This is a genomic window from Actinomadura sediminis (assembly GCF_042675525.1).
Lineage (GTDB): Bacteria > Actinomycetota > Actinomycetes > Streptosporangiales > Streptosporangiaceae > Spirillospora > Spirillospora sediminis.
Map to the genome: position 1 here is coordinate 75,326 of NZ_JBHTJA010000008.1, position 15,603 is coordinate 90,928.

A 15,603-nucleotide genomic window follows, 5' to 3' on the forward strand; every position below is an offset into this window, starting at 1 on the left:
TACCAGCTCACACGAGATCGGGAGCCATCCCCGGCTCGACCGGGGCCGCGACCCGCGGCCTTGTCCACCGGAAGGCCGCGTCCGGCCAACCTTGCCATATGACCGGCATGGCTCCTCAAGTCCCCATATCGTCATCTCACCTACACGTGATCGTTTGTGAGGTGGATGATGCCGGGATTCGGCCTGGTCGACGCGCCGTGGCTCCCTGCGCGCGTCGGGGATGCACAGACCACCGAGGAGTTCGGTGTACTGGGCTTGCTGCGTCGCGCAGGGGAGATCACCGAGATCGTCGTTGATCTCCCCACGCAACTACCGGCGCTGTTCCGGCAAGTGCTTCTCCCCATCGTCATGGACGCGCTCGGATCGCCGGACGACCGGCGGACGTGGGCGCGGCGGTTGGTCCAAGGCGGCTTCACCGCCGCCGAGCAGGATACGCTCGAGGACTACCTGCAACAGCACCGGGAGCGGTTCGACCTGTTCCACCCCGAGACGCCCTTCGCGCAGGTCGCCGGGCTGCGTACGGCCAAGGACGAGACGAAAGGGTCGGGTCTGCTGGTCGCGGTGGAGGCGACCGGCAACAACGTCCCGCTGTTCTCCGCGCGGACCGAGGGTGACCCTCCCGCATTGTCGCCCGCGAAGGCGGCGCTGTGGCTGTTGCACGCCCAGTGTTGGGACACCGCGGCCATCAAGACCGGCGTCGTCGGGGACCCGCAGGCCAAGTCGGGCAAGACGACCGGCAACCCCACCGGGCCCTTGGGGCAACTCGGTGTGGTGATGCCAATCGGCCGGACGCTCTACGAGACGCTCCTGCTGAACGTTCCCATCGGCGTGCAGGAACGGCTCGGTGCACCACAGTGGACCCGATCCATCGGACCCGAGTGGGAGAGCCGGACGGCACGAGGCCTGCTGGACCTGTGGACCTGGCAGTCCCGCCGCATCCGGCTCGTGCCCGAGGAAACCGACGACGGGATCCGGGTCACCCGCGTCCTCGTCGCCGCCGGCGATCGGCTCTCCGCGCCCCCGGATTGGGAACCGCACACCGCCTGGAGAGCCGAGCGGACGTCGAAGAAGGCCAAGACGTCCGCCCCACTGCGTCCGCTCCGGCACACGCCCGGCAAGCAGATCTGGCGCGGCATGAACGCCCTGCTGGCGGCCGAGTCCGAGGAGACCGCCTCCTTCCAGACGAGTGAGCTTCTCGACCAGATCCGCGGCTTGCAGGACGAGGAGCTGATCGACGCGCACTATCCGCTGCGCGTGGAGACGTTCGGCATGGTCTACGGGAACCAGTCCGCGATCGTGGAGGACGTCCTGCACGATCTGACTCCGCTGCCGATCGCCGCGCTCCAGCCCGGCAGCGACGTCCACATAGCCGTGCTGGACGCTGTCGAGCAGGCGGAACAACTGGCCCAAGCCGTGAACTACCTGTCGGCGGACCTTCGCCGTGCCGCAGGGCTCGACCCCATTCCCTGGGACAAGGGGCAACGCCCGGGCGAGCGGCTGCTGCACCTGCTGGACCCGGTCGTCCGCCGCCTACTGCACGGACTGCAGAACGTCGCCGACGACGACACCGTCGAGCGTGGCGTCCAAGCCTGGGAGGCGACCGCCCGCCGCCTGACGCTGCAGGTCGCCGACTCGGTGCACTCGACGGTCCCCGAGAGCGTCTTCTCCGGCCGTGAGAGCCGCAAGCCCGACGGGACCACGGTGCCGGGCCTGCCGCTGGGCGTCGCCGTGAACGACTTCTACGGACGCCTCAATCGCGTCCTTCCCCGCGCCGTCTAGAGCCGGCGCCGACCGCACACCCTCACTCCTCCGCGAGGCATCCATGACGCAGCGCTATTGGCACCGTGTCGACACCAACGGCACCTGGCTCACCCACGACCCGAGAACGGGCCGTCCGCTGGGAGCACCACCGGGAGAAGACCTGGCCGCGTTGCGCGCCGGGCTGGGACGTCCGGCGGGGGACGTGCCGCGCATGTGGCGGTTCTACACCTGCCCCATCGATGACCGGCTGGCACAGGCCGGCGAGGTGTCCAACGAGCAGCAGGCCGAGCATGCCGCCCTCGCCCTCTACGGGCTGCACCAGCAGTCCAAGAAGAAATCGATGCACCACCCGAAAGTGCCGCTGGGCAAGGCGCTGTACCTCTTGCGTGCAAGCAGCCGCTTCAGCGCGCAGGCCGTGGACGCGCGCGTCAACGCGGCCGCCACGACCACGGGTCCCGCACCGCTGCTGATGCGGCTGCGCGGCCTGATCGACCAGCTCCGCGTCATCGACCAGCCCCTCGACTACGACGGGCTCATGCAGCTGATCCACGACTGGCACTACGAGGACGGCCGCCGCAGGGCCCGCCGCCGCTGGGCGGTGGAGTACCAGGTCTGGGCGCAGCAGGACACCGACACCCCCGAAGCGCCCGCCTCCTGACCCGCAGATGCCGCGCCACTTCCCTCACCCACGATCTTCTCCAGGAGCCACCATGCCCGAGCACCAGTACGTCGAGTTCCACATCCTGCAGACCGTCCCGCCGGCCAACCTGAACCGAGACGACCAGGGGAACCCGAAGGAAGCCTTCTATGGAGGCGTCCGCCGATCCCGGGTCTCCTCGCAGGCGTGGAAGCGCGCCACCCGCATCGAGTTCGACCGGGACCTGCCCGAGGCCGACCAGTCGACCCGCACCAAGCAGATCGCCAAGCAGCTGGCCGAACGCATCGAATCGCGCACCGATCTGGTGGAAGAGCAGGCGCAGCGGCTGGCCGGGGCGTTGCTGGAGCCGTTGGGCATCAAGGCAGGGCGCAAAGCCGGCGACACCGCCTACCTGCTGTACTACGGCTACGGACAGCTCGACCGGATCGTCGACCTGGTCGCCGACCGTGCCACGGAGCTCGCCGACCTTCCCGACGACGCGCTGAGCACCGCCGCCAAGGACCTGAAGATCGCCGACGAGCTCAAGACCGGCCATCCGATCGGGGTCGCCTTGTTCGGCCGCATGGTCGCCGACATCCCGTCCCTCAACGTGGACGCCGCCGCGCAGGTCGCCCACGCCCTGTCGACCCACCGAGTCGACCTCGAATCCGACTACTACACGGCGGTCGACGACGCCAACGAGGCCGACGAGACCGGCGCCGGAATGATTGGCAACATCGGCTTCAACTCCGCCACCCTCTACCGGTACGCCAACATCGGCGTGCACCAGCTCATCGCCAACTGCGGCACCGTCGACGCGGCGCTCGACGCCGTGCGCCGCTTCGGCCGCGCGTTCTCGCTGTCCATGCCGACCGGCCACATCACCTCCTTCGCCCACCGAACGAGGCCGAGCCTGGTGGCTGTCACCGTCCGCGACGACCAGCCGGTCAACCTGGTGTCGGCGTTCGAACGCCCCGTTTCGGCCACCGCCACGTCCGGCGTCGCCGCCGCGTCCGCCACCGAGCTCGCCAAGGAGTACCTGCGTTCGGTCCGGCAGTGGGGCGACCAGCCGTTCCACGCGGCCGTGTCGCACGCGTTCGACGACGACGCCGAAGACCTCGCTCACGCGTTCGGCGCCAATCAACCCTTCGACCGGATGCTCGACGGCCTGGACCAGGCGCTGACCCGGGCATGGAAGCAGAGCTGAGGACCACCGCCATGGCCAACGACGAACCACACGTCCTGCTCCTGCGGCTCGCCGGCCCCCTCCAGTCATGGGGCGACCAGAGCCGCTTCAACCGCCGGGAGACCCGCCCCGAGCCGACCAAGTCAGGAGTCATTGGCCTGCTGGCGGCCGCGCAAGGCCGCCGCCGCGACGATCCCCTCGACGAACTCCTCGGCCTGACCCTCGGGGTGCGCGTGGACCAAGCCGGGACCCTGCTGCGCGACTACCACACCGTCAGCGACTACCGGGGCCGGCCGCTGCCGCAGGCGGGCGTGAACGCCAAAGGCGTCCAGAAACCCACATCGCCGGCCAAGCACACCCACGTGACACAGCGGTTCTACCTGCAGGACGCGGTGTTCGTCGTCGGCGTCGCCGGCCCGGCGGACCTGGTGACCTCGCTCGCCGGAGCCGTCCGCAGCCCCGCCTATCCGCTCGCGCTCGGGCGCCGCTCCTGCGTGCCGACCCAGCCGCTCGTCCTCGGCCAGCGCCCCGGGACGCTGCCCGAAGCACTGCAGAGCGAGCCCTGGCAGGCCGGGCAGGCAGCACGCCGAGAATTCCAGCGCCGCCACGGCCGTCCGGCCCACATCCAACTGTCCGCGACGATCGAATCTCCCGATGGTGACGACGTCGTCCACGACGTGCCGCTGTCATTCGATCCGCGTGGTCGCCGCTTCACCAGTCGGCGCGTCTCCCACTCCTGGATCTCGGCGCCCACTGGTTTCTCCGACCCCGACGGACCCGTCAGCGAAGACCACAACCCCTTCGCGCTGCTGGGCTGGTGAATCGACGATGCCCTACCTGTCACGCGTCCGCATCAACCCGCTGCGCAAGGAATCGCGCACGCTGCTTGCCAACCCGCGGGCCATGCACAGCAACGTCTGCGCCGCCGTCCCGGCCACACCCGACACCGAGCGATCGCTGTGGCGCCTGGACACCGACAACGACCACCGCCCCTACCTGGTCGCGCTCACCGCGTCCAAACCCGACTGGACCCACCTGGTCGAAGCCGCCGGCTGGCCTGCAGCAGACGAAGACCACTACACCGTCGCCGACTACTCCCCCCTCCTGGCACAACTGGCAGTGGGCCGCGAATTCAACTTCCGCCTGACCGCCAACCCCGTGCAGAACACCTCCCGCCCCATCAAGCAGACCGACGTCCAAAAGAAGCAGCTCGCCCAGGGCACCCGCAGATCGTTCCGCATCGGACACCGCACCGCGGAAGCCCAACTCGCCTGGCTCCTGGCCCGGGCAACCAAGCACGGCTTCGAGATCCTGCCGGCCCGCACCGATCCGGGGCTGCCCGACCTCCCCCTCGAGGACTCCACGCCTGCACCCGACGTCCGGATCCTCAACCGCGACCGTCTGTCCTTCAGCAAGAAGTCGCACAAGCCGGTCGTCCTGCACACCGTCACCTTCCAAGGCCACATGCGAGTCACCGACACCGAACTCCTGAGCCGCGCCCTCCTGCAGGGAATCGGCCCGGCGAAGGCATACGGCTGCGGCCTGCTCACACTCGCCCCACGAGGCGGACACTGAATGGCCGACATCTGGTGGCGTGCACACCCGCACGACCTGCACCGCCTCGAAGACCGTGTCTCCAGCGTCTACGTCGAGCGAAGCCACGTCGACCGCGACGAGAACGCAGTCGTCGTCATCAACAAACGCGAAACCGTCCGAATCCCCGCGGCCCTGGTCGCCGTACTGCTGCTCGGCCCGGGCACACGCATCACCCACGGCGCGGTCAACCTGCTGGGCGACTCCGGCACCGCGATCTGCTGGGTCGGACAGCAAGGCGTCCGGCTGTACGCATCCGGCCTCGGGCCCGCCCGCGGCGCCGGCCTGCTGCACCGCCAGGCGTACCTGGTCACCCGCCCCAAAGAACGCCTGAACGTCGCCCGCGCCATGTACGCCATGCGCTTCCCCGACGAAGACGTCTCCACCGCGACCATGCAGCAACTACGGGGCCGCGAAGGCACCCGCATCCGCAAGCTCTACAAGGTCCACGCTCAACGCACCGGCGTGGACTGGACCCGCCGCGAATACAAAGCCGGCGACGCCCACGCAGCCGGCGACGACCTCAACCGCCTGCTGTCGGCCGCCAACGCAGCCCTCTACGGCGTCTGCCACGCCGTCATCGTCGGCCTGGGCGCCAGCCCCGGCCTCGGGTTCGTCCACACCGGATCGGCGCTCTCCTTCGTCCTGGACATCGCCGACCTGTACAAAGCCGAATACACCATCCCGCTCGCCTTCGACCTCGCCGCTCAAGGACTCACCGAAGAACGCGACGCACGCACCGGCCTACGCGACCTCATAGCCGAAAACCGACTCCTGGGCCGCATCGTGCACGACGTCAAAACGCTCCTCACCCCCGACGAAGCAGCCCGCATCCCCATCGACGAAGACATCAACCAACTCTGGGACGAACAAACCGGCGCCGTCCCCGGAGGACTCAACTGGTCGGGCACCGAAGACCTCGTCGAACCGGGCATGGGCACCCAGCACGTCGCCATCATCGGCCCCGAGTTCGACCCGCCCACCGACAAGCCCGCCCCGACCACATGACCACCGTCATCGTCCTCATCGCCGCCCCCGAAGGGCTCCGCGGCCACCTCACCCGCTGGATGGTCGAGGTCCACGCCGGAGTCTTCGTCGGCAACCCCAGCCGCCGCATCCGCGATCGGCTGTGGGAACTGCTGGCCGCCCGCATCGGCGACGGCCAAGCCATCCTCGTCGAACCAGCCACCAACGAACAAGGCTGGGCCGTCCGCACCGCCGGCAAGGACCGCTGGCGGCCCGTCGACTTCGACGGCCTCATCCTGACCGCCCGACGGAGAAACCAACTAAACGAAAACCACCCTCCTCGCGGATAGAACCGCAGGTCAAAAAGGGTCGGCCCCGCGCACGCGGGGATGGTCCTGACATTCGCACTAACTCCACAGCCTGGGTCCCGTCGGCCCCGCGCACGCGGGGATGGTCCCTCCATCCACGCCTCCGCGCTGTCGTGCGCGGTGTCGGCCCCGCGCACGCGGGGATGGTCCGAGCGGGGCGAGCTGCATCTACTTCTCTGCGGAGTCGGCCCCACGCACGCGGGGATGGTCCCAGCCCGATCAGACGCGGCGTGATCACCCACCGGTCGGCCCCGCGCACGCGAGGATGGTCCGCACCTGGATTTCGAGCGGCCGGTCGCGGTGCTGTCGGCCCCGCGCATGCGGGGGTGGTCACCATACGGTTGACGGGGGCTGAGTCGACACCGCAGCGGCCCATGGGATGGAGGGCCGCTCGATTACTCTGCGCATCCAGTCGCCCAGGTCTGCGCGTGCGGCGGTTGGTGAGCACAGGGTGGGCACGAACTGTAGTGGATCATGGTGAATCGGGGTGCATCACATGGACGCTGACCTGGGGAAACGTGGACTTGTCGATACGACAAACCATGCCAGAGTACGCCTGGAATGGTACTGCTAATGCGGTTTGGGTTCACGCCCATCCGGGGTTCAAATCCCCGATCCTCCGCCACCTGACCAGGGGCTTCGCCGAAAGCAAGATCATCGGCGAAGCCCCTGTCGCGTTCGAGATGTCCGTTTTTCTTCGCCTGGTGTGCACATGGTGTGCACAGGATGTCGGGAGAGTGCTCGACCGGGAGACCGCGCGAGGTCCTCGCCGATGCCAGAGTGGAGCCCGCTGCCTGTGCCCCGCGCCCCCGCAGGTCGCACGTCCCGCGCGTCCGGTCGGCGGGCTCGTGGGTCCGCCGCCTTGGGAGGCGGCGGGCCCCTGGGCGGGTCAGCGGCGCTGCGCCACGGCGTCGGCGACCGCGCGGAATGCGTGGAGCGCCTCACCCATGTGGACGGCGGAGTTGAGGTCCTCGCTCGTCTTGACGATGACGACCCCGTCCTTCGGGGAGACGTAGACGAACTGCCCGAGGATGCCGACGGCGGTGTAGTCGCCGCGGTCGCCGTCACCGAGCCACCACTGGTAGCCGTACCCGTAGGCGTTCTCCGGACTGTCCGGCTTGTCGGGGACCAGCCGTCCCGGTCGCAGGTAGGGCGCGGAGCTGTGCGTCGAGTTCCGTACCCATTCGGCCGGGATCACCTGGCGGCCGCCCGCGCGGCCGTCGCGCAGGTAGAGCAGGCCGAAGCGGGCGAAGTCCCGGACCGTCGCGTGGTAGCAGCAGTACCCGATGCCGCTGCCCGCGTAGTCGCGGCCCATCAGCATCGGCGTCTCCATGCCGGCCGGTCGCCAGATGCGGTCCTGGACGTACTCGGCGAGCGGCCGTCCGGTCGCCCTGGCAACGATCCAGCCGAGCACGAAGGTGTTCATCGAGTCGTAGTTCCACCGGGTGCCGGGCGGACGTTCGCGTTCCGCCTTCCGGGCCTGCGCGGTGAGCGGCGTCCCGAGGACCATCCGGATCGTCGTGGCGGTCGAGCCCTTGGTCGGGTCGGCGTAGTTCGTCTCGTCGTAGCGGTGGCCGGACGCCATTTGCAGGACGTCGCGGATGGCGACTCCGTCGTAGGCGGTGCCGCGGAGTTCGGGGACGTACCGGGTCACCGGATCGTCGACCGAGCGGATGCGGCCCTCGGCGACGGCCGCGCCAAGGGCGGTGGCCGTGATGGACTTGCCGACCGACCACGAGTTGAACCGGCTGGTAGGGCCGTACCCGCCGAAGTACCGCTCGTCGACGATCGTCGCGCCGTCCAGGACGAGGAAGCCGAGCGTGGACGAGCGGGCCAGGAAGTCGCGCACCGTTCGCCGTTCGCCCTGGAAGTTGTAGGTGACGTCGAGTTCTTGAGCCCTCGGCAGGAGAGGCTCGGGACGGTCGGCGGGTCTGACGGTGGCCGTCGGGTAGAAGGGCAGGTGCGCCAGGAGCGGCAGCGGCAGCGGCCGGTCGTCGGCTTCGGCGGGGGCCTGCAGCACGGAGGTCAGCAGGACGGCCGCCGACGCGGCGGTCGCCAGGCTTCGCTTGATCATCGGCACTCCGTTCGTCGGGGGGTGCCCGTATCAAAGTCCTAAGCACCAATGGTGTCAACGCTGGTGCTTAAGGTCGCGGCTATCCTTGCGCAGTGACCGATCCAGCCTCCGCACCCCCGCGCCGTCGCCGCTCCCTGGGGTTTCTCACCCCGGAGCGCATCGTGGACGCCGCCATGACGATCATGGAAAGAGATGGTGCGGAGTCCCTGACGTTCCGGCGGCTGGGCGCCGAGCTCGGCGTCGATCACACAGCCGTCTTGCGGCACTTCGGCGGCAAGGACGACCTCATGCGGGCGCTCACCGACCGGCTTCTCGCCGAGTCGCTGGAAGGGTTCGCCCCGTCGCCCGACTGGCGCCGCACCCTGACCGACCTCGCCCGGCGGGTCCGCCGGGCCTGCGGCGCCCACCCGCACGCCGCCGCCCTGGTCGCCGCCCGAACCGCCCGCCGCGACGCCGAGTTCGCCGCCGCGGACATCGTGATCGGCGCGCTGCTGCAGGCGGGCCTGCAGGGCCGTGAAGCCGCCTCCTACTACCGGGCGCTGGTCGACATCGCGCTCGGCTACTCGGCGTTCGAGGCGTCCCGGCTCACGCTGCCCGCGGACATCGTGGCCGGTGAACGCCGCGCCTGGAGCCGCGAGTACCTCGCGCTGTCGCCCGACCGGTACCCGAACATCGCGGCCGTCGCCCCTCACTTGCCCGACGTGGACTCCGAAGACCAATTCGAGGTCGCACTCGAACTCTTTCTGGACGCCGTAGAACTCCGCGCCGCACGCGCCTGAGAGAGTGCTGGGTAACTTGGCTGAGACGTAACGAACTCTCAGGGGAGCGGCCTAAGCATCGCTCTGAGCTGGTGAAACTCGCCGACCCTTATTGAGTCGACGGACGCCTGGGCATTTGTGTGCTACTGCGGTTTGGGTTCATGTCCATCCGGCTTCAAATTGGCGATCTTCGTTACTTGGTCGGGGCTTCGGGGCGGACTGGTGTCTTTTCGAGTAGCTGACCAGAGGGCGTCCAGGATGGCCTTGTGCTTGGTGAAGGCGCCCATGCCCTCGGGGCCGCCCTCACCGCCGATGCCGGACTGCGGAGGTGGTCGCGTGTTCTGGACGGGCATGTGGTCGTTCCTTCGTATGTGAGGGGACGGGTCGGGCGGCGAGCAGCCGTTCGGCCGCCTCGGCGGTGATTGGGTACGGACGGGCTCGGCGTCGGTACGTACGACGGGTGTCGGGACGGCGTGCTGCGATTACGCTGCCGGGGGTGAGGGGTCGGCAGGTTGAGCGCGCGGCGGTTGACCGGCTGGTCGCGGAGGCGCGGAACGCCCGCAGCGGCGTCTTGGTCGTGCGTGGCGAGGCCGGTATGGGCAAGACGGCGTTGCTGGCCCACGCCCGCGATGCGGCGTCCGGGTTCCGGGTGGTGCACGCCGCGGGCGTCGAGGCGGAGATCGGGTTCGCGTTCGCGGGGCTGCACCAGCTGTGCGGCCCGCTCTTGGACCGTCTCGACACGCTCCCCGAGCCGCAGCGGATCGCGCTGGGCGTGGCGCTGGGACGCCGCACCGGCGGCCGGCCCGACCCGTTCCTCGTGGGCCTGGCCACGCTCAGCCTCCTGGCCGACGCCACGGTGGAGCGACCGCTGCTGTGCCTGGTGGACGACGCTCAGTGGCTCGACGTCGTGTCCCTGCAGACGCTGGCGTTCGTGGCGCGGCGGTTGGACGCCGAGCCGCTGGCGCTCGTGTTCGGGCTGCGCGACCGGGCACCCGACAACGGGGCCGGCCGGCTGCTCGCCGACCTGCCGGGGGTGCGCCTCGAGGGGCTGGCCGACGACGACGCCCGGGCCCTGCTGGCCGCGGCGGTCCGCGAGCCGCTCGACGACGGCGTGCGCGACGCCGTCCTCGCCGAGGCCGGGGGGAACCCGCTGGCGCTGCTGGAGCTGGGGAGGCACGCCGGGACGACGGAGCTCGCCGGCGGGTTCGGCCTGCCGGGCGCCCTGAGCGTCCCGGACGGGATCCAGGAGAGCTTCCGGCGTCGCGTCGCCGCCCTGCCTGCGGCGACCCGGCTGTTGCTGGTGGTCGCGGCGGCGGAACCGGTCGGCGACCCCGGACTGTTCCTGCGTGCCGCCGACCGCCTCGGCCTCGGGCCGCAGGACGCCGAGCCGGCGCAGGACGCGGGGCTGCTGACGATCGACTCCCGGGTGCGGTTCACGCACCCGCTGGCGCGCTCGGCGGTCTACCGGGCGGCCGCGCCGGTCGACCGCCGCCGGGCGCACGGCGCGATCGCCGCCGTGACCGACGCGGGGACCGACCCCGACCGTCGCACCTGGCATCGGTCGCGGTCGGTGCTCGGCACCGACGACGCGATCGCGGCGGAGCTGCGGCTCTGCGCCGACCGGGCGCGGGCACGGGGCGGGCATGCCGCGGCGGCCGCGTTCCTGGAGCGGTCGGCGGAGCTGACCTCCGAGCCCGGCGTCCGGGCTCGGCGCACGCTGGACGCCGCCGGCGCCAAGCACCGGGCGGGTGCGTCCGACGCCGCCGTGCGACTGCTCGCCGCCGCCACGGGCGGACCGCTCGACGCGCTCCACCGTGCCCGGGCGGAGCTCCTGCGGGCACAGATCGCGTTCTACGCGACCCGCGGCAACGACGTGCCGGGCATGCTGCTCGACGCGGCCGGGATGCTCGGCCCGCTGGACGCCGCACTGTCGCGAGAGACCTACCTGCACGCGCTGAAGGCGGCGATGCTCGCCGGTCCCCTTGCCCGCGGCCACGGCGTCACCGAGGTGGCCGAGGCCGCCGGGGCCGCGCCCGCGCCGCCGACGCCGCCGAGACCTCTGGACCTGCTGCTGGACGGTCTGGTGACGTATTTCCTCAAGGGCTACACCGAGAGCGTGCCGGAGCTGAGGCGGGCGGTGGAGTCCTTCGCGGCCCCGGCGCCCGCCGAGGACGGCGAGCCGCGGTGGGAGTGGCTGGCCTGCCACACGGCCATGGCGCTGTGGGACGACACCGCGATCCACGTCCTCGCCGACCGCTTCGTGCGGCTCACCCGGGAGACCGGTGCCTTGACCGCGCTTCCGTGGGCGCTGAACTTCTCCGCGGCGGCGCTGACCCACACCGGCGAACTCGCCCGCGTGGGGGACCTCGTCGATGAGAGCGACGTGGTCGCCCGGGCGACCGGAACCGCGCCCATACCCCACGGCAGGCTGCTGCTGGCGGCCTGGCGTGGGCGCCGGGACGAGACGGCCGCGCTGCACCGGACGAGCGTGGACGACGCCACCCGGCGCGGCGAGGGCACCGCGATCACGATCGCCGACTACGCGCTGGCCGTGCTGAGCAACGGGCTGGGCCGTTACGACGCCGCCCTCGCCGCGGCGGAACGCGTCCGGAAGTCCGGCGAGATGGTCCACGCGGGCGCGGTGTTGCCGGAGGTGGTGGAGGCCGCGGTCCGCGCCGGCCGGCCCGGGTCCGCGGCCGCGGCGCTGGAGCGGCTCGACGCTCAGGCACGCGCCACCGGCGCCCCGTGGGCGCTCGGGCTGGCGGCGCGATCACGCGCGCTGGTCAGCGACGGCCCGGCCGCGGAGGAGCTGTACCGCGAGGCGATCGAGCGACTCGCGACGGGCCGGACGCCGCCCCACCTCGCCCGCGCCCATCTCGTCTACGGCGAGTGGCTGCGCCGCGAGGGCCGTCGCCAGGACGCGCGAGAACAGCTCCGCACCGCGCACGCGCTGCTGTCCGACCTCGGCGCGGACGGCTTCGCGTCGCGCGCCGCCGGGGAGCTGCGCGCCACGGGCGAGCATCCCCGCAGGCGGTCCGCGCAGCCCTTCGACGTGCTCACCGCGCAGGAGCTGCGCATCGCCGGGCTGGTGGCCTCGGGCGCGACCTCCAAGGAGGTCGCCGCGCAGCTCTTCCTCAGCTCGCGCACCATCGACGCCCACCTGCGCAACATCTACCGCAAGCTGGGCATCGACTCGCGCCGCCGGCTCAGGGAGATGCGCCTGCCGGAGGTGCCCGGCACGACGGCGCGCCCGTAGTGGGTCACCTGCCGGTGGTCAGGACGACGCGGAAGCGCGCGTCGCCGGAGAGCATGCGTTCGTAGCCGGCGGTGATCTGGTCGAGGGGGTAGGTCTCGGTCATCGGGCGGACGCCGGTGAGGACGGCGAAGCGCAGCGTCTCCTCGACGTCCCTGGCGGTGCCGGAGGGGTGCCCGTGCACGGTCTTGCTGGTGGGGAGGATCTGGAACGGGCTGACCTCGATGGGTTCCGGAGAGGCGCCGACGACGAGGAGTTCGCCGTTGTGGCGCAGCCCGTCGATGGTGGCGGTCATCGCCGCGGAGTTCATCGCGGTGGCCAGCACCACCTTCGCGCCGCCCAGAGCCTGCAGCCGGGCGGACACATCCCCGGCGGTGGAATCGATGTAGTGGTGCGCGCCCAACCGGGTGGCCAGTTCGGCCTTCTCCTCGCCGCGGGCGATGGCCACGGTCTCGAGGCCCATCTTGTTGGCGAACTGGACACCGAGGTGGCCCAGGCCGCCGATGCCGAGCACGGCGACGAGATCACCGGGGCGGGCGGCGCTGCGGCGCAGCGAGTTGAAGGTCGCCACGCCCGCGCACCCCAGCGGGGCGGCGTCGACCGCACTCAGGCTCTCGGGGACACGGGCGAGCGCGTTGGCCGGCACGACGGTCGCGTCCGCGTAGCCGCCGGGATACTGCCAGCCCGGCACCGCGATCTTCGCGCAGTGGATGAAGTCACCCTCCCGGCAGGCGTCGCAGATGCCGCAGTGCCCGCCGAACCACCCCACGGCCACACGGTCCCCGACACTCCACCCTTCAACGCCTTCACCGAGTGCAGCGACACGGCCGGCGATCTCGTGACCGAACACCGCCGGCCACTCCACCGGATACCCACCGTTGATGAAGTAGTAGTCGGTGTGGCACACCCCGACCGCCTCCACCGTCACCCGGACCTGGCCACGCCCGGGCACGGGCATCTCCCGTGACACGACCTCGAACTTGCCACCCATCTCAGCCACCTGAGCAGAACGGACTGCGGACATGAATGCTCCTCTTGTGCAGTGCGATGAACGGTGCAGTGCCTGCGCCCGTCACGCTGCCGGAACGGATCGGGCGGGCACGTACTCACCGTCCCGCACGTCACCCAGCCTTCGCGTCGGCAGGAATTACTTACGGTTCTGGCCGTTCTCTGGTTCGTCCAGAGAGGATTGTGGAGAGGCGGACCACTAACGGGGGAACGATGCTGTTCAAGCGGGAGGTCCTTGAGGGGATCGTGGACGGGCGGATCGATCGGGTGTTCCGGGTGTGGGCCAAGCCTCCGGTGCGCGCGGGGAGCACCCAGCGCACCTGGGCGGGGATCGTCGTCATCGACTCGGTCACGGCCGTGACTCCCGAGGAGATCACCGGGGAGGACGCCCTGCGCTCCGGCTTCGCGGACCGCGCGGCCCTGCTCGCCGCCCTGTCCAAGAGCACCAAGGTGGGCGGCTACCACCGCGTCATGCTGCACCTCGGCGGTCCCGGCCCCGAAGCGGAACTGGCCGGGAAGGCTGACCTGACCGAGCGGGAGCTGGGCGAGATCGAAGCCGCCCTGGACGCCATCGACACTCGCAGCCGCCGCGCTCCCTGGACTCGCGAGGTCCTTCGCCTCATCGAGGAACATCCCGGCCTGCGCGCCGTGGACCTGGCCGAACGCATGGGCCGCGAGAAGCTCCCGTTCAAGGCCGACGTCCGCCGCCTCAAGGCCCTGGGGCTGACCGAGAGCCTGGAGACCGGCTACCGCCTCTCCCCGCGCGGCGAGGCCCTCATGGCCTACCTGCGTCCCTGACCGACGATCGGCGGACCTGCCGAATCGCCGCGGGACGGGCTGTTCGTCGTGGACCCGCGAGGAGACCGTCCAGGGGCGTCGACGCCGCGAGTGCGCTGCGCTCGTTCCGCGACGACGGTCGGGTGGGCGGTCAGATGTTCTCGCCTCGGATGATTTGACTTGAGCATGTATTGCTTCCTATCGTTCTCAGGTCAGAAGATATGAACCTAGAACGTTGGGTGGTACGTCATGGACGCTGCGGTGAACGCGGCACTGGCCGAGTCTCTGGAGGGCGGCTTCTCCAGCCGTCTGGCGGCGATCGACGGGGTCCGGCTGCACTACGTGGAGGGCGGGCGGGGGGAGCCGCTCGTCCTGCTGGGCGGCTGGCCGCAGAACTGGTGGCAGTTCCACAAGATCATGCCCGCGCTCGCGGAGCGCTACCGGGTGATCGCGGTCGACATTCGCGGCATGGGCGGCTCGGACAAGCCCGAAGGCGGGTACGACAAGAAGACGATGGCACTGGACGTCCTGGGGCTGCTGCGCCACCTCGGCCACGACAGGGCCCACATCGCCGGGCACGACATCGGCGCCATGGTGGCCCAGGCCCTGGCGGCCGACCACCCGGAGGTCGTGAAGAAGCTGGTGCTGCTGGACGTCCACCACCCTGACGAGACCTTCACCGGCCTGACGCTGCTTCCGCAGCCCGACCAGCATGTGGACGGGGACTTCACGGCCGGCTCCCGCATCTACCTGTGGTGGTTCGCCCTCAACCAGGTCCGCGGCCTGCCGGAGACGCTGCTGGCCGGGCGCGAGCGGGCATGGATCGACGCGCTGTTCGACTACATGCTCCTGGACCCCCGCTCGATCGGCGACCGGGACCGCGATCTGTACGCGCGGGCCTACTCCTCACCGGACGCGGTCCGCGCCGGCAACGCCTGGTACCAGGCGTTCATGCAGGACATCGAGGACCAGAAGGAGCACCCGCCGCTGAGCATGCCGACCCTGGTGCTGGGCGGCGACCATAGCAACTACGACTTCCTGGCCTCGGTGCTGCCGAGCAAGGGCCCGGACGTTCGGGTGGCGCCGGTCAAGGACTGCGGCCACTACCTCCCCGAGAAGCAGCCCGAGGCGATCGTCCGGGAGCTCGTCGAGTTCTTCGGCTGAGCCGCCGTCCCGTCCCGCCGGACGGCGGCTCACGATGGTCTAACGTGAGAAGGTCCGG

13 protein-coding genes and 1 CRISPR repeat array are annotated in these 15,603 nt (G+C 70.6%); of the genes, 11 read left to right on the forward strand and 2 right to left on the reverse strand.

What is annotated here, in order from left to right:
• The first annotated feature begins 168 nt into the window (after nucleotides 1–168).
• Genes casA through cas2e form a run of 7 tightly spaced genes read left to right on the forward strand, consistent with a single transcriptional unit; the run spans nucleotide 169 to nucleotide 6,493 of the window.
• Nucleotides 169–1,779 (forward strand): type I-E CRISPR-associated protein Cse1/CasA, encoded by a 1,611-nt coding sequence (casA, locus tag ACFQ11_RS06990; RefSeq protein ID WP_378297064.1) that lies wholly within the window; start codon nucleotides 169–171, stop codon nucleotides 1,777–1,779.
• Nucleotides 1,780–1,822: 43 nt separating this feature from the next.
• Nucleotides 1,823–2,419 (forward strand): type I-E CRISPR-associated protein Cse2/CasB, encoded by a 597-nt coding sequence (casB, locus tag ACFQ11_RS06995; RefSeq protein ID WP_378297065.1) that lies wholly within the window; start codon nucleotides 1,823–1,825, stop codon nucleotides 2,417–2,419.
• Nucleotides 2,420–2,471: 52 nt separating this feature from the next.
• Entirely contained in the window at nucleotides 2,472–3,605 is a 1,134-nt protein-coding gene (gene cas7e, locus ACFQ11_RS07000; protein ID WP_378297066.1) for a type I-E CRISPR-associated protein Cas7/Cse4/CasC, read from the forward strand.
• Nucleotides 3,606–3,616: 11 nt separating this feature from the next.
• Nucleotides 3,617–4,405: a type I-E CRISPR-associated protein Cas5/CasD gene (gene cas5e / locus ACFQ11_RS07005; protein WP_378297067.1), complete on the forward strand. Its 789-nt coding sequence runs from the start codon at nucleotides 3,617–3,619 to the stop codon at nucleotides 4,403–4,405.
• Between the two features lie 7 nt (nucleotides 4,406–4,412).
• Nucleotides 4,413–5,159, forward strand: a complete 747-nt coding sequence (cas6e, locus tag ACFQ11_RS07010) for a type I-E CRISPR-associated protein Cas6/Cse3/CasE (protein ID WP_378297068.1) — start codon at nucleotides 4,413–4,415, stop codon at nucleotides 5,157–5,159.
• Nucleotides 5,160–6,185: a type I-E CRISPR-associated endonuclease Cas1e gene (cas1e, locus tag ACFQ11_RS07015; RefSeq protein ID WP_378297069.1), complete on the forward strand. Its 1,026-nt coding sequence runs from the start codon at nucleotides 5,160–5,162 to the stop codon at nucleotides 6,183–6,185.
• Nucleotides 6,182–6,493, forward strand: a complete 312-nt coding sequence (gene cas2e, locus ACFQ11_RS07020) for a type I-E CRISPR-associated endoribonuclease Cas2e (RefSeq protein WP_378297070.1) — start codon at nucleotides 6,182–6,184, stop codon at nucleotides 6,491–6,493. The genes cas1e and cas2e overlap by 4 nt, the downstream gene beginning before the upstream one ends.
• Before the next feature lie 18 nt (nucleotides 6,494–6,511).
• A CRISPR array of direct repeats spans nucleotides 6,512–6,844; the repeat unit is 28 nt; unit sequence GTCGGCCCCGCGCACGCGGGGATGGTCC.
• A 556-nt stretch (nucleotides 6,845–7,400) separates the two neighbouring features.
• Here cas2e and ACFQ11_RS07025 read toward each other — a convergent pair.
• Nucleotides 7,401–8,585 (reverse strand): serine hydrolase domain-containing protein, encoded by a 1,185-nt coding sequence (locus ACFQ11_RS07025; protein WP_378297072.1) that lies wholly within the window; start codon nucleotides 8,583–8,585, stop codon nucleotides 7,401–7,403.
• Nucleotides 8,586–8,677: 92 nt separating this feature from the next.
• On the opposite strand from ACFQ11_RS07025, the gene ACFQ11_RS07030 reads away from it, so the two are divergent.
• Nucleotides 8,678–9,364 carry a TetR/AcrR family transcriptional regulator gene (locus ACFQ11_RS07030; RefSeq protein ID WP_378297074.1) on the forward strand — a complete coding sequence of 229 codons (687 nt, stop codon included), beginning with the start codon at nucleotides 8,678–8,680 and terminating at the stop codon, nucleotides 9,362–9,364.
• Between the two features lie 475 nt (nucleotides 9,365–9,839).
• Nucleotides 9,840–12,599: an ATP-binding protein gene (locus ACFQ11_RS07035; RefSeq protein ID WP_378297075.1), complete on the forward strand. Its 2,760-nt coding sequence runs from the start codon at nucleotides 9,840–9,842 to the stop codon at nucleotides 12,597–12,599.
• Nucleotides 12,600–12,603: 4 nt separating this feature from the next.
• Here the strand turns inward: ACFQ11_RS07035 and ACFQ11_RS07040 are convergent, their stop codons facing one another.
• Entirely contained in the window at nucleotides 12,604–13,620 is a 1,017-nt protein-coding gene (locus tag ACFQ11_RS07040) for an alcohol dehydrogenase (protein WP_378297077.1), read from the reverse strand.
• A 197-nt stretch (nucleotides 13,621–13,817) separates the two neighbouring features.
• Here ACFQ11_RS07040 and ACFQ11_RS07045 point away from each other — a divergent pair, with 197 nt between their 5' ends.
• The gene (locus ACFQ11_RS07045) at nucleotides 13,818–14,402 is read left to right on the forward strand and encodes an ASCH domain-containing protein (RefSeq protein ID WP_378297078.1); all 585 of its coding nucleotides are present in this window, start codon (nucleotides 13,818–13,820) and stop codon (nucleotides 14,400–14,402) included.
• 228 nt (nucleotides 14,403–14,630) lie between these two features.
• A complete protein-coding gene (locus ACFQ11_RS07050; protein ID WP_378297079.1) occupies nucleotides 14,631–15,545 on the forward strand; it encodes an alpha/beta fold hydrolase in 915 nt (304 codons plus the stop codon).
• Nucleotides 15,546–15,603 lie beyond the last annotated feature (58 nt).

Excerpts from the sequence above, each read along its gene's own strand:
- cas6e (WP_378297068.1), top strand. The coding sequence starts at position 4,413 with ATGCCCTACCTGTCACGCGTCCGCATCAACCCGCTGCGCAAGGAATCG.
- ACFQ11_RS07045 (WP_378297078.1), top strand. The coding sequence starts at position 13,818 with ATGCTGTTCAAGCGGGAGGTCCTTGAGGGGATCGTGGACGGGCGGATC.
- ACFQ11_RS07040 (WP_378297077.1), bottom strand. The coding sequence starts at position 13,620 with ATGTCCGCAGTCCGTTCTGCTCAGGTGGCTGAGATGGGTGGCAAGTTC.
- cas5e (WP_378297067.1), top strand. The coding sequence starts at position 3,617 with ATGGCCAACGACGAACCACACGTCCTGCTCCTGCGGCTCGCCGGCCCC.
- ACFQ11_RS07025 (WP_378297072.1), bottom strand. The coding sequence starts at position 8,585 with ATGATCAAGCGAAGCCTGGCGACCGCCGCGTCGGCGGCCGTCCTGCTG.
- casA (WP_378297064.1), top strand. The coding sequence starts at position 169 with ATGCCGGGATTCGGCCTGGTCGACGCGCCGTGGCTCCCTGCGCGCGTC.
- cas1e (WP_378297069.1), top strand. The coding sequence starts at position 5,160 with ATGGCCGACATCTGGTGGCGTGCACACCCGCACGACCTGCACCGCCTC.
- cas7e (WP_378297066.1), top strand. The coding sequence starts at position 2,472 with ATGCCCGAGCACCAGTACGTCGAGTTCCACATCCTGCAGACCGTCCCG.
- cas2e (WP_378297070.1), top strand. The coding sequence starts at position 6,182 with ATGACCACCGTCATCGTCCTCATCGCCGCCCCCGAAGGGCTCCGCGGC.
- casB (WP_378297065.1), top strand. The coding sequence starts at position 1,823 with ATGACGCAGCGCTATTGGCACCGTGTCGACACCAACGGCACCTGGCTC.
- ACFQ11_RS07050 (WP_378297079.1), top strand. The coding sequence starts at position 14,631 with ATGGACGCTGCGGTGAACGCGGCACTGGCCGAGTCTCTGGAGGGCGGC.